The sequence below is a fragment of the Winogradskya consettensis genome, assembly GCF_018332715.1.
Classification (GTDB): domain Bacteria; phylum Actinomycetota; class Actinomycetes; order Mycobacteriales; family Micromonosporaceae; genus Actinoplanes; species Actinoplanes consettensis.
On record NZ_BOQP01000016.1, the window covers coordinates 166,746 to 183,822 of the forward strand.

At 70.2% G+C, this 17,077-nt stretch carries 12 protein-coding genes; 4 read left to right on the forward strand and 8 right to left on the reverse strand.

From position 1 onward, the window contains the following. Window positions 1-16: 16 nt before the first annotated feature. Genes Aco04nite_RS16555 through Aco04nite_RS16575 form a run of 5 tightly spaced genes read right to left on the reverse strand, consistent with a single transcriptional unit; the run spans window position 17 to window position 5,180 of the window. Window positions 17-1,759 (reverse strand): ABC transporter ATP-binding protein, encoded by a 1,743-nt coding sequence (locus tag Aco04nite_RS16555; RefSeq protein WP_212998105.1) that lies wholly within the window; start codon window positions 1,757-1,759, stop codon window positions 17-19. After that, on the reverse strand, window positions 1,756-2,559 hold the full coding sequence (locus tag Aco04nite_RS49600; RefSeq protein ID WP_212998106.1) for an ATP-binding cassette domain-containing protein: 804 nt from the start codon (window positions 2,557-2,559) through the stop codon (window positions 1,756-1,758). Before Aco04nite_RS49600 ends, Aco04nite_RS16555 begins: the two co-directional genes overlap by 4 nt. After that, window positions 2,556-3,335: an ABC transporter transmembrane domain-containing protein gene (locus tag Aco04nite_RS16565; RefSeq protein ID WP_212998107.1), complete on the reverse strand. Its 780-nt coding sequence runs from the start codon at window positions 3,333-3,335 to the stop codon at window positions 2,556-2,558. Before Aco04nite_RS16565 ends, Aco04nite_RS49600 begins: the two co-directional genes overlap by 4 nt. 11 nt (window positions 3,336-3,346) lie before the next feature. Further along, entirely contained in the window at window positions 3,347-4,393 is a 1,047-nt protein-coding gene (locus Aco04nite_RS16570; protein ID WP_212998108.1) for a helix-turn-helix domain-containing protein, read from the reverse strand. Between the two features lie 13 nt (window positions 4,394-4,406). Further along, entirely contained in the window at window positions 4,407-5,180 is a 774-nt protein-coding gene (locus tag Aco04nite_RS16575; RefSeq protein WP_212998109.1) for an enoyl-CoA hydratase/isomerase family protein, read from the reverse strand. Window positions 5,181-5,354: 174 nt separating this feature from the next. Here Aco04nite_RS16575 and Aco04nite_RS16580 point away from each other — a divergent pair, with 174 nt between their 5' ends. From Aco04nite_RS16580 to Aco04nite_RS16595, 4 genes are all read left to right on the forward strand, one after another. Beyond that, entirely contained in the window at window positions 5,355-6,341 is a 987-nt protein-coding gene (locus tag Aco04nite_RS16580; RefSeq protein WP_212998110.1) for a phosphotransferase family protein, read from the forward strand. Window positions 6,342-6,379: 38 nt separating this feature from the next. Then, entirely contained in the window at window positions 6,380-7,696 is a 1,317-nt protein-coding gene (locus Aco04nite_RS16585) for an MATE family efflux transporter (RefSeq protein ID WP_212998111.1), read from the forward strand. Between the two features lie 149 nt (window positions 7,697-7,845). Beyond that, on the forward strand, window positions 7,846-11,022 hold the full coding sequence (locus Aco04nite_RS16590; protein ID WP_212998112.1) for a LamG-like jellyroll fold domain-containing protein: 3,177 nt from the start codon (window positions 7,846-7,848) through the stop codon (window positions 11,020-11,022). A gap of 902 nt (window positions 11,023-11,924) precedes the next feature. Next, complete coding sequence (locus tag Aco04nite_RS16595; RefSeq protein WP_212998113.1) at window positions 11,925-12,551, forward strand: excalibur calcium-binding domain-containing protein; 627 nt, start codon at window positions 11,925-11,927, stop codon at window positions 12,549-12,551. Window positions 12,552-12,568: 17 nt separating this feature from the next. Here the strand turns inward: Aco04nite_RS16595 and Aco04nite_RS16600 are convergent, their stop codons facing one another. The 3 genes from Aco04nite_RS16600 to Aco04nite_RS16610 form a co-directional block, all read right to left on the reverse strand. Then, on the reverse strand, window positions 12,569-13,402 hold the full coding sequence (locus Aco04nite_RS16600) for a hypothetical protein (protein ID WP_244876046.1): 834 nt from the start codon (window positions 13,400-13,402) through the stop codon (window positions 12,569-12,571). Between the two features lie 46 nt (window positions 13,403-13,448). Beyond that, window positions 13,449-15,221: an AMP-dependent synthetase/ligase gene (locus Aco04nite_RS16605; RefSeq protein ID WP_212998222.1), complete on the reverse strand. Its 1,773-nt coding sequence runs from the start codon at window positions 15,219-15,221 to the stop codon at window positions 13,449-13,451. A gap of 115 nt (window positions 15,222-15,336) precedes the next feature. Continuing rightward, window positions 15,337-17,013 carry a pectate lyase family protein gene (locus tag Aco04nite_RS16610; protein ID WP_212998114.1) on the reverse strand — a complete coding sequence of 559 codons (1,677 nt, stop codon included), beginning with the start codon at window positions 17,011-17,013 and terminating at the stop codon, window positions 15,337-15,339. Between the last annotated feature and the right edge of the window lie 64 nt (window positions 17,014-17,077).

A 17,077-nucleotide genomic window follows, 5' to 3' on the forward strand; every position in this document is an offset into this window, starting at 1 on the left:
GCACAATCAGTACGGGTCAGCGCGACCACGCCGCCCACAATGTCGCGTAGTGGCCACCGCGCGCGAGCAGCTCGTCGTGCGTACCCGTCTCCGCGATCCTCCCGTCGGTCAGGACCGCGATGGCGTCGCAGGCACGGGCCTGGGTCAGCCGGTGCGCCACGACGATCGCGGTGCGTCCGGCGATCAGGGCCGACGCCGCTTCCTCGAGATCACGGGCGCCCGCGCTGCCCGCCTCGGCGGTGGCCTCGTCGAGGATGACCACGGGTGGGTCCCGCAGGGCGAGGCGGGCCAGAGCGAGTTGCTGGATCTGCGCGGCGGTCAGCGGGTGCTCGCCGGGGCCGACCAGCGTGTCCAGGCCCGACGGCAGTGCTTTGACCCAGGTGTCCGCGCGGACGGTCCGCAGCGCCGCGAATATCTGATCGTCACCGCACGGCCCCTTCGCCGCGAACGTGACATCGTCGCGCAGCGTCCCCGTGAACACATAGGTCTCCTGCGAGACCACCCCGACCCAGTCACGCAGCGTCCCCGCGTCGAGGTCCTGAATGCCGGTCCCGTCCAGCGTCAGCGTGCCGGCGGTCGCGGGGAACGTCCCGGCCACCAGGTTCGCCAGGGTCGTCTTCCCGGCCCCGCTGCCGCCGACGAGCGCGAGCGACGTACCCGCCGGCACCACGAGGTCGATGCCCCGGAGCACCACCGGCCCCTCGCCGTACGCGTGCCGCACCCCGCTCACCGCGACCGCGACGGACCGCCCAGGGGCGGCCCGGATTCCCGGCGCGGGCGGCGCCACGAGCAGCACCCCCGCGGTCCGGGCCAGCGAGGCCTGCGCGCGCTGCACGTCGTCGAAGGAGAGCAGCAGCTCACCCAGCGGCGAGAACAGCCGGTGGAACAACAGCGCGGCAGCCGTCACCGCACCGACCGTCACGACATCCGTGCGGACCAGCCACCACCCGGTCAGCAGCACCGCGGACAACCCGGCCGCCTCGGCCGCGTTCATCGACTTGCTGAACCAGAGATAACTGCGGGCCGCACGCAGGGCCACGCTCAGATTGTCCTGCGAGGCCGCCTCGAGCCGCCGCGTCTGCAGCGCCGCCATCCCGTACGCGTGCACGGTGGATCTGCCGTGCAACGACTCCAGCATGACCCGTCCCCGTTCGGCGGCCAGCCTGCGCTCCGTGGCGTAGAGCAGCGCCGCCCGGGGCAGGTAGGCCCGCAGGCTGAGCCCGTAGATCGGGAACACCACGACGAAAGCCAGCGCCAGCCGCCAGTCCAGCGCGAGGAACCCCACCGCCGACAGCACCACGGTGACACCCGCGCTCAGGACCTGCGCCACCACCGGCACAGCCGCGACGAAGTCCTCCAGATCCTCGGTCACCCGGGACGACACCTCGCCGCCGCCGACGTTCTCCAGCAGCGCCGGTGGCAGCCCGAGCGTGCGCTCCACGACCTTCTCGCGCAGGTCGGCCGCGATCAGTGACCCGAGCCGCTCATTGCCGCGCAGGGCCAGCGCGGAGCAGACCGCCCCGGCCAGAACAGCCCCGGCCAGGACCAGGATCAACTCATACGGGTACGCACCCCCGCCCCGAACCGCGTCCACCACCCGCCCCAGCACCAACGGCACGGTGACGGTGGCGGCGGCCCCGAGCCCGGTCCACCCGAACGCGAGCCAGGCCGCCCCGGGATGCGCCCGGACTGACTCCCCGAGCACCGCCGAACTCTCCCGCGCGGTGGCGATGGGCAGCGTGTGGGTGCTGGTCGTCATCGCAGCACCGCCTCGGCATAGTCGGCGTCCCCGGCCAGCCGGGCATGCGTATCCGTTATGGGTGGCCGGTCGCCGGGGAAGAACACCACCCGGTCGCAGCGGGCGAGCAGCGGCGGCGAGGTACAGACGACAACCGTGGTGCCACCCGCACCACCACCTGCGCTCGCACCACCATCGGCCGCGTCCCGGCGCAGCGCGGCCAGCCCCTCGGCCACCGCGTCCTCGGTGACGGCGTCCACCGCGGTGAGCGGGTCGCGCAGCACCAGCACCGGTGGCCGGGCGGCGAGAGCACGGGCCAGCGCGACCCGTTGCCGCTGCCCGCCGGAGAGGTTTACGCCACCGTTGAGAAGCGCGGTGCTCACCTCCGCCGCCTGCGCCGCGGCGAGCGCCCGGGACGGGTCCCCACCCCGGCCGGTGTCGAGGGCCTCCGCCAGGCTCCGTCCGAACAGGTGCACCGCGTGCGGCTCCACGAGTACCCCCGGACCGCGCAGCGACTCGATCACGGAGTCCGCCACCTCCGGTCGCACGCTGACGACACCGAGCAACTCACCCGCCCGCACGTCAACCTCGATGCCCCCACCTCGGAGCCGCACTTCCCCCTCGACCGCGCGGCTTGACAGGTCCGCTGTGCTCGCCCGTTCCACGCGGTCCAGCAGGGCGGCGACCCGGGCCGCACCGGCGCGGGCGATCGCGGCGAGTTTGATGCCGGCGGTGAGACGCTGGACCGGTTCGCCGGCGAAGGAGGCCATGGCGACCACGGTGATGAGCTCGCCGACCGTGATCCGCCCGGAGAGCGTCATCGCCCCGCGGCGGCAGCGGTCCCCACCAGCACGATTCCCGTGGCGACCTGCCCGGCACCCTCCACCGCGGCCGTCGCCGTGGCGCCCCGCAGCGCGGCGTCCAGCGACTCCCCGCTCGCCCGGCGATAGCGCCGGATCGCTTGAGGGACACCACCGAAGCCCCGCAACGGCCGTAACCCGTGCACGAGCTCGGCAGCGAGCGCGGCGGCCAGCCCGGAGCTCTGCTGGCGCGCGGCGATCCGGCGTTCCACCAGGGGACTGATCCGGTCGATCCCCACGGTGAGCACGGGTACGCCCACGGCGATGCCGATCCCGAGCCAGGGGTCGACGCCCAGCAGCACCACCACCGTCACGATCACGGCGGCGGCTCCCGAGACCACGTTCACCACCGCGCGCAGGACGTCCGCGGTGCCCTTGGCGTCGGAGACGAGGACGTTGGCGAGGTCCCCGGAGCGGCGGCCCGCGCCCGCGTGCGGATCGGTGAGGATCGCGGCGGTCGCGCGTACCCGCAGATCGTGGGCCTCGGTGGCGGTCGCCGCGGTGAGCTGCCAGAAAGTGGTGCCACCGCCGCTCGCCAGGATGGTGAACAGCACCAGGATCGCGCCGACCGCCACCAGGATCGAGGTGACGGACCCGCCGTTCACCGCGCGGTCGACGGCCAGGCCGATGGCCAGGGGGACCAGCGCCTCGCAGATCTGGTGCCCGGTCGACGCCGCGCAGGCCAGGGCGAGCGGGCGGGCCCGGCGCCGCAGCACGCCGGTGAGGAGGGATCGCATGCCCTCGGACGTTAGGAACGATGCGGCGGGTGCTCCAACGCTTCGGCCGGACCCGAATCGTCCGTGAACTGGGCGAGCAGGGCGGCGCCGGCGGGCTCGAGCTCGTAGAGCACGTGCCGGCCGGTGCGGGAGCGCGCGACGGCCCCCGTCTCCAGCAGCGAGCTGAGCTGCTCGGAGACGGTGCTGGGGGACAGGCCCAGCGTGGCGGCGAGCGCGGTGGTCGTCGCCGGTTCGGTCAACGCCCGCAGCACCCCGGCCCGCCCGGGCCCGATCAGCTGGGCCAGCCGGTCCCGCGCGGGTCGCACCGGTTTGCGGGCCAGCACCGCCGCGCCCCGGGCCTGGTAGGTCACCATCAGGATCTCGGGATGGTCCGTGGACACGCTCGGCCGGTCCTGCGCGAGGATCAGCGGCACCAGCAGCAGCCGCTTGTCGTGCGCGGGCAGCACCGACTCGCGCCGCTTCGGCAGGGACAGCACCGGCCGGTCCCAGCGGGCCACCCAGCGCAGACCGGTCAGGACCGCCTCGGGGCCGTGCGCGGCGAGCGTACGCGCGCGGAGCAGCACTTCCTCGTCCAGCGCGGCCCGCATCACCGGCCAGTACGGCGCGAGCGCCCCCGCCCAGAACGCCAGCATGGCGTCGGCGAGGAGGGTGAACGCGCGCTCCCCGTCGTACATGTAGGGCTTCAAAAAGCTTGGCAGTCCTTCGGGGTAGTGCGTGGTGAACTGCTCCTCGACGGTCTCGTGCGCCGTCGCGCGCAGCAGCTCCACCTGCTCGGCCAGTGCCGGCCGGGCTCCGATCGGCACGTGCGTGAAGAGATCCGGCGTCTTGCGGGCGTGCTCGGTGCCGTAGAGCTCGGCATAGACCCGCAGCGGCGCGGTCTCCGGGACGTCCCGCAGGACCTGACGGGCACGATCGACCCACTCGGTGTACGGCCAGGGCGCCCGCTCGTTCGCCCGCTCACGATGCACCAGCTCGAGCCCGGCGACCAGCTCGTTGAGCGGGCTCAACGCGATCCGGGTGCGGTCGAGCGTCGACTCGCCGAGCTGAATGCGGATCACTCATTCCCCCTTTTCATTCTCCGCGGAAGATCGGCTCGCGGCGCTGCAGGCTGGCGGCGATGCCCTCCGCGCTGTCCCGCGTCTGCCAGAGCTTCGCCTGCTCGGCCAGCTCGTGCTCCATCGCTGCGCGCGCCCGCTGCGGCAGGTCGCCACGCAAGCTTTCCCGCATCGACCGTACGGCCAGAGGCGCCGCCACCGCGAACGACCGCGCCCACTCCATCGCGGTCTCCCGAACCGTGCCCGGCGCAGCCAGCCGATCGGCGAGCCCCGCGGCGACCGCTTCCTCCCCGCCGACCCGCCGCCCCGTGAGCAGCATGTCCCCGGCCAGCTGCGGCCCCACCAGCCGCGGCAGCGTGACACTGAGCCCGAACCCCTGCGGAAACCCCAGCCGCGCGAAGTTGGCGACGAACCGCGTCGCCGCCTCGGCCACCCGGAAATCCGCCACGCACGCCAGCCCGAGCCCGCCACCCACCGCCGTACCCTGCACCGCCGCGATCATCGGCACCCGCACCTCGAACAGCGGCGCCGCCCGCCGGTACAACCGCCCCGCCGCGGACGCAGGATCCCCCGCGAAATCCGCCGTCGCAAAATCCGCGCCGGCACAGAAATGCCTCCCCTGCGACGCCAGCACGATGACCCGGCAGCCCGGATCCTCCCCGAGCGTGCCCGTCGCCTCGACGAGCTCACCGATGAGCCGCTCGTCGAAATGATTGTTCGGCGCCCGCCGGATCTCCACCAGCGCCACGCCCGCCCCGACCGAAACCGACAACTCGCCGCTGTGCGCCACAGATCCCTCTCTCGTCAGCCGGGCAATTCCGCCGATCGATCTTCACACGCGCAGCAGACCCGGGACCCGCCGGGACATCTTCCGGCGACGCTGGTGATGAGAGCGGTCTCGCCCGTACCGTGCGACGCGCTGGGCCAGGTCAACGGCTCATCCTGCGTACGAGGCGAGGCACCGATGGAAAGCATCACCAAGAACCGGCAGTCCCTGGACACCCTGCGCGCCATGATCGACAGGGCGTACGGCCTGGACCAGGTCCCCGAGGACGGCGATCGGGTGCACGAGCTGGGACACGGCTGGTTCAACGTGGCGTACCGGATCCGGCTGCGGGACGGCACCGGGGTGGTGCTCAAGATCGCGCCGCCGCCGCACATCGAGGTGATGACCTACGAGCGCGGCGCGATGGAGATCGAGTTGGCATCGCTGCGGCTCATCGCCGAACGCACCGGCGTGCCGGTCCCGCACGTCGACTACGCCGACCGCAGCCACGAACTCTGCGACGCCGACTGGTTCTTCATGCCCTACATCGACGCGGACAACTTCGGCATCGTGAAGGACAGCCTGAGCGCAGCCGACCGCGACAGCTACAACGAGGCGCTCGGTGCGGCGAACCGTGAGCTCAACAGCATCCGCGGCGCGGCTTTCGGCCCGATCACCGGGCCCGGCGATCCGACCTGGCGGGGGTGCTTCACCCGCATGATCGGCGACGTCCTGGCCGACGGGCAACGCCGATCCGTCGACATCGGCTACGACTACGACCTGATCCGCGACCTGATCGCCGGGAACCAGGACTGCCTGGACGAGGTGACCGAGCCCCGGTTCGTCGAGTGGGACCTGTGGGACAGCAACGTCATGATCCGCGACGGGAAGATCGTCGCGATCATCGACCACGAACGCGCGTTCTACGGCGACCCGCTCATGGAGGCCGGCTTCACCGCCGTCGATCTGCCCGCGTTCGGCGACCCCGCGGCGTTCCTGCGCGGGTACGGCCACGCCGGACTCACCGCCGGTGATCGGCAGCGCCGCAGGCTCTACACCCTCTACCTGGTTCTCATCATGATCATCGAGACCGTTTACCGCGGCCACACCGACACCGTGCAGTACGACTGGGCCCGCGAGCGCCTGCACGAGGTCATGGCTCTGTTCGGCCGGGAATCCCGCTGAGCCGCTCCACCCGCCGGCCCCCGGCCGAGACCACGGCGATGCTCGGCAGCCGCCCGATCGGGCGGCTGTTGTGGCACACCTGCTCCCAGACCACGCTGTCGGTCGGTGTCTACGGCATCTACGCCCTCACCAACGCGTGGTTCGTCGCTCGCGGCGTCGGCACCGACGCCATGGCGGCCGTCAACCTCGCCGCCCCGGTCCTGCTCATCCTCGGCGCTGTCTCCACCACAGTCGGAGCGGGCGGCGCGTCGCTGGTCTCCCGTCGTCTCGGCGCCGGCGACCCGGCCGGCGCTGCCCGTGCCACCGGAAACGCCTTCGCCGTCTTCTGGCTGACCGCAGCCCTGATCACCGGGGCCGGCCTGCTCGCCGTCGAGCCGCTGCTCACCGCACTCGGCACCGATCCCGCGACCCGCGGTCTCACCCGCGACTACATGATCGTGCTGCTCTGCGGGGCCCTCGTCTCGACCGGCTTCTCCAGCCTGGTCCGCGCCGAGGGCCGGCTGCGGTTCTCCACCCTGCTGTGGGTCGTCCCGGTCCTGGTCCAGATCACCCTCGACCCACTCCTGATCTTCGGACTCGGCTGGGGCGTTCGCGGCGCGGCCCTCGGCACCGTCGGCGGCCAGGCCGTCTCCGCGGCGATGAGCATCTGGTTCTTCTTCCTGCAACGCGACCGGCCCTACCGCATCACCCGGGCCGACCTGCGCCCCCACGGCCCGACCCTGCGTGCCCTGGTCGGCGTCGGTGCCCCGTCGTTCCTCGCCGGCTTCGGTGCGACCCTGGTCGCCCTACTGGTCAACAACACCCTGTCGCACGCCGGCGGCGCCACCGCGCTGGCCGCCTACGCCGTCTGCGCCCGGATCCAGACGTTCGTCATGATGCCGCAACTGGGCATCAGCCAGGGCCTGCAACCCATCGTCGGATACAACGCCGGGCGCGGCCTGCACCACCGGGTGGCCCGCGCCCGGACCCTGGCTCTGGGTGCCACCGTCGGCTACGGCGCAGTCGCGGCAGGCGTGGTCATCGTGGGCGCGGACCCGCTCGTGGCGCTGTTCCTGCCCGGCGGCGACGCCGCGACGACCACTCAGCAGGCTCTGCGCATCATCGCCGCAGGGTTCGTCGCTGCCGGGGTCACACCCCTGATATCGGCGTACAGCCAGGCAATCGGCCGGCCCGCGATCTCCTACGCCATCTCCGTCGGCACCCTGGTCCTCGTCAAGGCGCCCCTGGTGATCTCGCTCGCTCACCTCGGAGCGACAGGCGTCTGGATCGCCCTGGCCCTGGGCGAGACCCTGTCCGCACTGGCCGCGGTCGTCCTCCTGCGCCGCCTCCGGCGCGTCCGGGAGCGTCCCCTCTGACCCACCTTCCGCGGGCTGCGGCTGCGAGCTGCGGCTGGAGCGGCGAGTGGCGGCTGCGGGCTGCGGCGGCGAGCTGCGGGCGGGAGCAAATGTCCGTTCCTGTTACCTTCTGTTGACATGCCGCATACATTTGCGTCAATGTGTGTGGCATGCGCCGATCATCTCTGAGGCCACTTCTGCTGGTTGTCATGCTGGCCATCTCGATCCTCGCCGTGCCGTCGAGCCCCGCGGGGGCGGCCACTGTGCACGGTCTGAAGGGCGAATACTTCCGCATGTCCGCGCCGGGGGCGCGGGACTTCGCCGAGCTCGGCGGGGTGCTGCTGGACCCGAACATCGACCTGCCCGGGCTGGCGGGGACGTTCGAGTCGCTGACCGGGCGGACGGAGCACACGACCGCCCGCTGGACCGGGAAGATCACCGCGCCGGCGACCGGGGACTACACGTTCTCGATGGTCGGGGACAACGGGTTCCGGTTCCTGATCGACGATGCCGCGGTGATCGATCACTGGGTCGGGGACTGGGACGTCGAGCAGACCAGCAGCCCGGTGCATCTGGTGGCCGGTGAGGCTCACGACGTACGCATAGAGATGTTCCAGGATGTCGGTGGCGCGAACCTGTTCCTGCGCTGGTCCGGGGCCGGGATCGCCAGGCAGTTGGTGCCGGAGTCGGCGTTCACCCCGCCGGACGGGTTCCAGGTGTACCCGGTGGACTTCTCCGTCGACCGGGCCGGGACGAAGGTCGTCGCCGACTTCGAGGGCGCGATTGACAACGTTGGACAAGCGGCGCAGCACCTGGTTGTCGAGGCCGACACCACGCCGATGCCGATCAAGTCGGTGCGGGTCGCGGGGGACAAGCTCGTCATCACGCTGAGCGAGCCGGTGCAGAAGGGCCAGCGTGTGCGGGTCACGTACGACGGGAATGGTGGTCTGATCGTCGGCGGCGCAGCCGTTCCGCAGGTCATCCGGACCGCGGCGAACGCCTCCACCCACCGCCTGACCACGACGTGGGGCGACAAGGTCAACCCCGCCAGGCCACTGCAGGAATACCCCAGGCCCCAGCAGGTACGCAAGGACTGGCTGAACCTCAACGGACAGTGGGAGTTCGCCGGGGCGACCGCGGCGCAGCAACCGGTCTTCGGCAAGGCGCTCGGCGAGCGGATCACCGTGCCGTTCCCGATGGAGTCGCTGCTGTCCGGTGTGGAGCGCCACGAGGACCACTCGTTCTACCGCAAGCTCGTGTCGATCCCGCAGAACTGGGCGGGCAAGCGGCTGAAGCTGAACTTCGGCGCGGTCGACTACCAGGCGAAGGTGTGGGTCAACGGCACGCTCGTCGCCGAGCACACCGGTGGCTACACGGCCTTCACCGCGGACATCACCGACGCCGTGCGAGGCCGCGGCAAGCAGGAGATCGTCGTCGCCGTCACCGACACGACCGGGCAGGACCAGCCGATCGGCAAGCAGTCCACGAACCCGGGCGGCATCGTCTACACCCCGACGTCGGGCATCTGGCAGACAGTCTGGCTGGAGCCGGTGGCGCCGGTCTCGATCGACGACATCGTCACCACCCCCGACCTGGCCACCAGCTCGCTGACCGTGACGGTCAAGTCGGCCACCGCGACCGCCGGCACCAAGGTCACCGCGACCGCACGGGACAAGAAGGGCCACAAGGTCGCCACGGTCACGGGCGCCGTCAACACCGCGCTCCAGCTGAAGATCGCCAAGCCACACCTGTGGAGTACGGACGACCCGTACCTCTACGACCTCGACGTGACGCTGAAGAAGGACACCGTACGCAGCTACTTCGGCATGCGGTCCATCGCCGTGCAGAACGTCGGCGGCTTCCAGAAGCTCGTCCTCAACGGCAAGCCGGTCTTCTCTCTCGCCACCCTGGACCAGGGTTTCTGGCCCGACGGGCTCTACACGGCACCCAGCGACGAGGCGATGCTCTTCGACCTGAAGGCGACCAAGGCGCTCGGCTTCAACGCGATCCGCAAGCACATCAAGGTGGAACCGGCCCGCTGGTACCGCCACGCCGACGAGCTGGGCCTGCTGGTCTGGCAGGACTTCGTCTCCGCGGCCATCCGCACGCCCGCGGGTCAGCAGGCCTGGCGCACCCAGGCCGACCAGGAGATGGCGCAGCTGCACAACTCCCCGGCGCTGATCGGCTGGGTCGTCTTCAACGAGGGCTGGGGCGAATGGGACCGCACCGCGACCGGCCGCATCGCCGAAGAGGTCAAGGCCGCCGACCCGAGCCGCATCGTCAACGCCCACAGCGGCGTCAACTGCTGCGACTCCAAGGGTGACTCCGGCAAGGGCGACGTCATCGACCACCACGACTACCTGAACCGCGAAGCCCCCTACCCCGACGCCACCCGCGTCGCGATGGACGGCGAGCACGGCGGCTTCACCCTGCGCACCCCCGGGCACATGTGGCCCGGCCCGCCCGCGGCGATCTACAGCGGCGTCGCCGACAAGGCAGCCCTGACCGCCAAGTACGTCGACAACACCCGGACGTTCTACCTCGAGGCCGCGGGCGCCGAGCTGTCCGGCTCGGTCTACACCCAGATCACCGACCTGGAAACCGAGCTCAACGGCCTGTGGACGTACGACCGCCGCGAGATCAAGGTCGACCCGGCCCCCGTACGCGCCATCAACCTCCAGGTCATCCGCGCCGGCGCCGACGCCGGCAAGGACGCCACCTTTCCCGGCCGAGGCGACTGGGCCCTGAACGAAGGCACCGGCACCACCGCAGCGGACAGCAGCACGGGCGGCAGCCCCCTCTCCCTGAAGGGCGACGCGAAATGGGCCCCCGGCGTGACCGGCACAGCCCTGGCCTTCGACGGCGACGGCGACTCCGCCGAAACCACCGGCCCGGTCGTCGACACCACCCGCGACTACTCCATCGCCTCCTGGGTCACCCTCGACAAGATCCCGGGCAACTACGCCACCGCCATCAGCCAGGACGGCCGCAAAACCGAAAGCCCCTTCTACCTCCAGTACGGCCAGGGCGCCTTCGCCTTCAGCACCCCCGGCGGCAACCGCGCCCGCCTGACGATCACCCCCGACCTGAACCGCTGGTACCACCTCGTCGGCGTCCGCGACCACACAAGCGGCCAGGTCCGCCTCTACGTCGACGGCCAGCCCGCCGGTAATGCCACAGCCGGTCCGGACGTCGTCAGCACGGGGCCGCTGTCCGCCGGCCGTGCGAAGTACGCCGGCAACAGGACCGACTTCTGGTCCGGCTCGATCGACCAGGTCCACGCGTACGACCACGCACTGACCGATACCGAGGTCGCCGCCCTGTACGCGGCTGAGGCCCAGCACTGACCGACACCCACAACCATCGAGAGGTCCCTTCCGCTATGGGAGGGACCTCTCGTCGTGCAGCGACATGTCAGAGAGCCCGCGTCCAGCCGATGAACCGGTCAAAGGCCCTGCCGAGCGGGCCGGACATCCGGGAACCCTCCAGGTAGGACCGCATCACCGGGCCAGAGACGGGCCAGGGCCAGGGAGGACTTCTCCTTGGCCTGCTGTCCTGGATCAGCTGCCTTCGACCAGCTGCACATGCTGGGTCCAGGGGCTCAGGGCTGGCGGCGCGAGGTCGGCGCGGTGGGCCGTGGGGTCGGCGGGCAGGGTGGCACGGCGGCGGATCGGGTCGGGCTGTCCTCGGTGGTCATTTGTTGGACGGACCTTGACCCGTGCGTCCCGCTTGCGACGCTCTGGTCGGGGATGTTGGTCCTGGGCCTTGCCACCGCGTGTGAGCGTAGAGGGGCGCAGGGTGAGGCTGGCGAAAGTTATCTGTTGTCGTTGGTGGCGGAATGGTGCGCTTCGCTTTGGGTCGGCGCAATGTTATGTGGCGACGGCTGTCAAACGCGCAACATCGTGCGTTCGCCCATGACATATTCCTTATCGGGCGTGATGGTGCGTCGCTGGTAGTCACGCAGGGTGCGAGTCGCGTTGAAGGCTCGACGGTGCGGTGCGGTGCGGCGTGGTTGGTCGCCGTGGCCGTGGCAGTGGCTGTGCCGTGGCCGTGGCCGTGGCAGTAGCCGTGGCAGTGGCTGTGCCGTGGCCGTGGCCGTGGTGGTCTGAGGTGGTGGCCGCAGGGATTGGAGCATTTCGGTCGGTGGGCCGGGGCGGTGGCCGTGATGCGGAATGGGGCGCCGATCGTCGCTGGGGGGCTGGCCGGACAGGTGATCCACAGGGTTCGGTTTGTGGACCACAGTGGTCCGATGGTCACACCGGCGCAACCGTGGCAGCTGCCTGTTCCTCCGCCCGCCAAGCGTAAGAAGTGGCCGATCATTGTCGGTGCGTCCGTGCTGGGAGTGCTGCTGTGCTGCGGTGGCGTCACCGCGATCGGCCTGGCTGCCGGCGACCCCGCCAAGAAGGACACCGCGGATTCGAAGCTGATCGGCGCGCCCAGCAGCGCAACGGCCGGCCCGGACACCCCCGTGTCAACGGAGACCGCGTCGCCGACGGCCAGCTCGGCGGAGTCGGAGTCGGAGTCGGAGTCGACGACGTCGAAGCCGGCGGGGACAGCCGGCCCGAAACCGAAGCCGGCCGTCACGAACCCGCAGCCGCGCCCGACCACCACAAGGCCGACCACCCAAAGGCCGACCACCCAAAGGCCGACCACCAAGAAACCGACCACCAAGAAACCGACCACCAACAAGCCGACGACCCAAAAGCCGACCACGAAGAAGCCGACCACCAAGCCGAAGACCAAGAAGCCGACCGCCGAGGTCTACTACGCGAACTGCGCCGCGGTCAGGGCGGCCGGTGCTGATCCGATCTACGCAGGTGATCCCGGGTACTCACGCAAGCTGGACCGGGACGGCGATGGTGTGGCCTGCGAATAGTCCAGCCGGATGTGCGTTTACCGGCCGTAGCGGCTCTTGAGGTGGCGCCACCAGTCGCGGAACATCCAGGCGTCGAATTCGGTGATCCGGGTGGCGGAGCCTGCCTGCATGAGGAAGCCGCCGACGCCGGTGGGGGTCCAGTCGTAGAAGTCGTCGAGGCCCCAGGTGTGGCCCATTTCGTGCAGGAGGATGTGGATGTTGTCCGTGCTGAGGTTGGACATGTAGTACTCGCGGCCGATGCGCTGGCCCCAGTCGCCGCCGGCGCCGCCGTTGAAGCCGTCCGTCAGCCAGAGGGACTGGTCGTAGTGGTGGGTGATGCCGCCGGGGCAGGTCGGGTACTGCCCGTTCTGGTTGAAGAAGCGGCCGCACGGGGGTGCGCACTGCGGGGCGTTCTCGTTGATGTTGTTGACGTAGATGTCGACCGACGTGTCGGTCCACTGGAGTTGGGCGCGGTCGCGGACGGCCCAGCCGACGACCCGTACGGGGACGTCGGTGTAGGGCCAGCCGTTGTGGCCGACGAGCTCGTCCATCCATTTTTTGTGCTGGCGGGCGAGGGTGGCCTGGATCTGGTCACGCTGCGCCGCGGTGACGGTCGCCGAGGAATCCCAGCGTACGCAGTAGTTGATGTACCCGCCGTTGGCCATGACCTGGTCCCAGCCGTAGTTGCGGAACCCGTACAGGTTGCCGTTGTTGTACGTGGACTCGACGTGCTGCCAGACCTCGTTCAGCGGGGTGACGAGGTTGGCGGGTGGGCTCCAGGTGGCGGGGGCGGCGTGGGCCACCCCCGCGCCGCCCGGGATCAGGAGGACTGCTGCCAGCAGGGTGAGCAGGATTCTTCGGATCGGGGTCACGGTGCGCTCCTAGTCATCGACATATATCAATGAATGGAGGGTACGCCTACAGCTGGGCGACGCTTCCCGCGTACATGTGCTCGATCTGCGAAGCGAAGTTGGTCTCCACGACCTTGCGCTTGACCTTCATCGACGGGGTGATCTCGTCGTCGTCGATGGTGAGGTCGCGGGGGAGGATCGCGAACTTCTTGACGGTCTCCCAGCGGTTCAGCTTCGCGTTGAGCTGCTCGACGTAACCCGCGATCAGCTTCTCGGTCTCGGCGGCGGCGACCACCTCGGCGTACGGTTTTCCGCCGGCCCAGGCGACGATGGACTCCTCGTCGAGGGTGACGAGCATCGTGACGAAGTTGCGGGACTGGCCGATGACCAGGACCTGGGAGGCGTACGGGCAGACGGCCTTGAACTGGTTCTCGATCGCGCTGGGGGCGATGTACTTGCCGCCGGACGTCTTGACCAGGTCCTTCTTGCGGTCGGTGATGGTGAGGTAGCCGTCGGCGTCCACGTGGCCGATGTCGCCGGTGCGCAGGAAGCCGTCGTCGGTCAACGTGTCGCGGGTGGCCTCGGGCAGGTGGTGGTAGGCGCGCATGATCGACCGGCCGCGCAGCAGGATCTCGCCGTCGGTGTCGGTCTTCACCTCGAGGTTGCCGAGGGGCTGCCCGACCGTGCCGATGCGGAACGCGCCTGGGCGGTTCACGAAGCTGACCGCGCTCGACTCGGTCAGGCCGTAGCCCTCGAGGACGGGCAGGCCCGCCGCGGCGAAGAACTCGGCGATGTCGCGGCCGAGCGGGGCCGAGCCGGAGACCAGGACGATGCCCTTGCCGCCGAGGCGGTTCTGCAGCTTGCTGAACACGAGCTTCTCCGCGACGGCGTACCGTGCCCTGAGGAGAGCGCCGACCGGTTTGCCTGCCTGTTGCGCGGCGACCTTGCGTTTGCCGGTCGCGACGGCCCAGTGGAAGATCTTCGCCTTGAGCCCGCCACCGGCGATCGCCGTGGTGACGGCCCTGTTGTAGACCTTCTCGAAGATCCGCGGGGCGGCGCACATCAGCGTCGGGCGGACCACGGCGAGCATGTCGACGAGCTTGTCGACCCGTCCGTCCACGTAGGTCGGCACGCCGACGTGGATGACGCCGCTGAGCAGCGACTTGCCGAACGAGTGGGACAGCGGCAGCCACAGGTACTGCAGGCCCGCCGGGTCGAAGACGCCGACCCCGTCCTGCGCGACGGCCTGCCAGACCCAGCCGCCGTGGGTCAGCTCGACGCCGCGGGCCCGGCCGGTCGTCCCGGACGTGTAGATCAGGCTCGCCAGGTCGTCCGGCCCGATCGTCGCCACGATGTCCGTGATCAGGCCGGGCTCGGCCGCCAGCGCCGCCGCACCCCGGTCCTCCAGGTCGGCAAGGGTGAGCTGGGGTGGCCGCGCAGCCGGGTCGGCGGGACCGTCGATCAGCACGACGTGCGTCACGGAGGTCTGCGCGCCGGAGATCTTGGCAGCGTGCGAGGCGTTCTCGGCGATGAAGATCTTCGAGCCCGAATCCGTCACGATGTACGCGGCATCGTCCGGCGCGGTCGTCGGATAGACCGTGGTGGTGGCCGCACCCGCGCAGTTCACGCCCAGGTCGGCGAGCACCCACTCCAGGCGGGTGCTCGACAGCAGCGCGACCCGGTCGCCGGTCGTGACGCCGAGCCCGCGCAGACCGGCGGCGATCCGCGTTGCCCGCTCGCCGGTCTGCGCCCAGGTCAGCCAGATCAGGCCGGTGTCGTCCGGGGTCGGCACGGCGAACGCGCGCGAGCCGGGCGTGGCACGCACCCGATGGAACAACATCTCCGGGAGAGAGGCGTACGGCGCGTAATCGTCTGTGTTCACTCGGGGTCCTCGCCTGGCGTTGATCAACTCCGTTGATTCTCGTACACCGGGCGAGGACCACGTGCGGCAGGACTTAGATCTTGCCCGTTCCGGCGCCACCCTTGACCAGAGCGGACACCGCCGACACGGGTTCGAGGGTGACGGAGTACGGCGCGGTCGTGAACGAGCCGGCCCGGGTGATGACCGGCTCCTCACCGCCGAAGTCGTTACCCGTGGCGACCGCGAAGCCGTCCAGGTCCGAGTCCTCGGTCGTCCAGACCGGGAGCTTCACGTTCACGAAGACGTTGTTCTGCACCAGGCACTGCGCGTTCATCAGGCAGTGGATGCCGCTGGTCTTCGCGTCGGTGAACAGGTTGTCATAGAGGTGCACGGTGCCGAAGCGCACCCGCGGCAGCCGTGACGCCACGTTGTCGAACCAGTTGTGGCTGTACGTGATCCGCAGGTGGCCGGTGTCCTCGGCGGCATTACTGTCGCTGTGCCCGATGAGCGAGCCCTTCGCGTGGTCGTGCAGGTGGTTCCACGAGACCGTGACGAAGTCCGTCGCGTGGGTCAGGTCGAGCAGCCCGTCGTAGAAGTCCTTGTCGTGGCTGGTGTCGTTGAACAGCTCGTTGTGGTCGAACCAGAGGTGGTCCGACTTCTGCGCGGCGATCAGGTCGACCGGCGCCTGCGCGAACGAGATCTTCAGGTTGCGGATGATGACGTTGCCGGCCTTCTTGACGAAGAACCCGCCGCCGGTCAGCCCCGCGTTCGCGCCGACACCGACGATCGTCTTGTCGGACGAGACCACGACCTCATCCGAGCCGGAGCCCTTCAGCACGGTCGAGAGCTGCAGGATTTTCTTGCCGTCCGAGGCGGCTTCGGTCTTCAGCTGCGACAGCGACGTGATCTGCACGGTGGTGCCGCCCGCGCCGCCGGTGGTGCCCGCGCCGAACCCGATCGGGCTCGACTCGAACGTCCCCGTGCTGCTCTTCGTGGGCGTGGGTGACGCTGTCGCCGAGGGGGTCGCGGTCGGTGACGCGGTCGCGGTCGCTGTGGCCGTGGGTGACGCGGTTGCGGTCGCGGTGGGTGACGCTGCCCCGGTGGTGGTCACGGTGACGTTGTCGAACTGCGCTGTCGCATCGTACGTCTGGAGCCCGATCCGCCCGTTCCCGAACGAACTCGCCGTCGCACTCACCACCGACGCGCCGTTCACCGAACCGGTCAGCGTGCTCCCGCTGACGGTCAGCCCCAGCGTGTACGCGTTGCCCGCGCTCACGGTCAGCGCCGCCTCGCCGAGAACCGTGGCGGTGCCCGACCTGACCGACTCCAGGCGGACCTTGCCGGTGCCGGCGAGCGCGAGCCGGTAGAAACTGGTGGAGCTGGTGGAACGCGCGACGATCCCGGCGTACCCATCAGCTTTGATCGTGATCGGCTCGACCGAGGCAGTCACGGTGTAGTCGGTCCAGCTCGTGTCGCCGGCGAACTCCCGGGCCAGCGTCGCCCCGGTCTTGCCCTGCCGCAGCACCTTGCTGTCGTCGCCGGTCACCGCCCACGTGCCGCCGGACTTGGTCCAGCCCGCGGTGTCCCCGTCCTCGAAGGTGTCACTGAAGGCCGTGGTCGTCGCCGCCTTGGTGGAGGCGTCCGTGCCCGCTCCAGTCCCCGCGAACGAGACGGTAGCCGCGGCGCCGATGCCGGCCACTACGGCAGCCATGCCCGCCGCGAGAACGACCTTCCGCTTGCGAGAAGCCTTCTTCTTCGGTGCGTCTTCCATGGGTTCCCTTCCAGGACCGGCCTCGAAGCGGGGGTTGATCTTCGAGGTGACGGACATCTGGTGG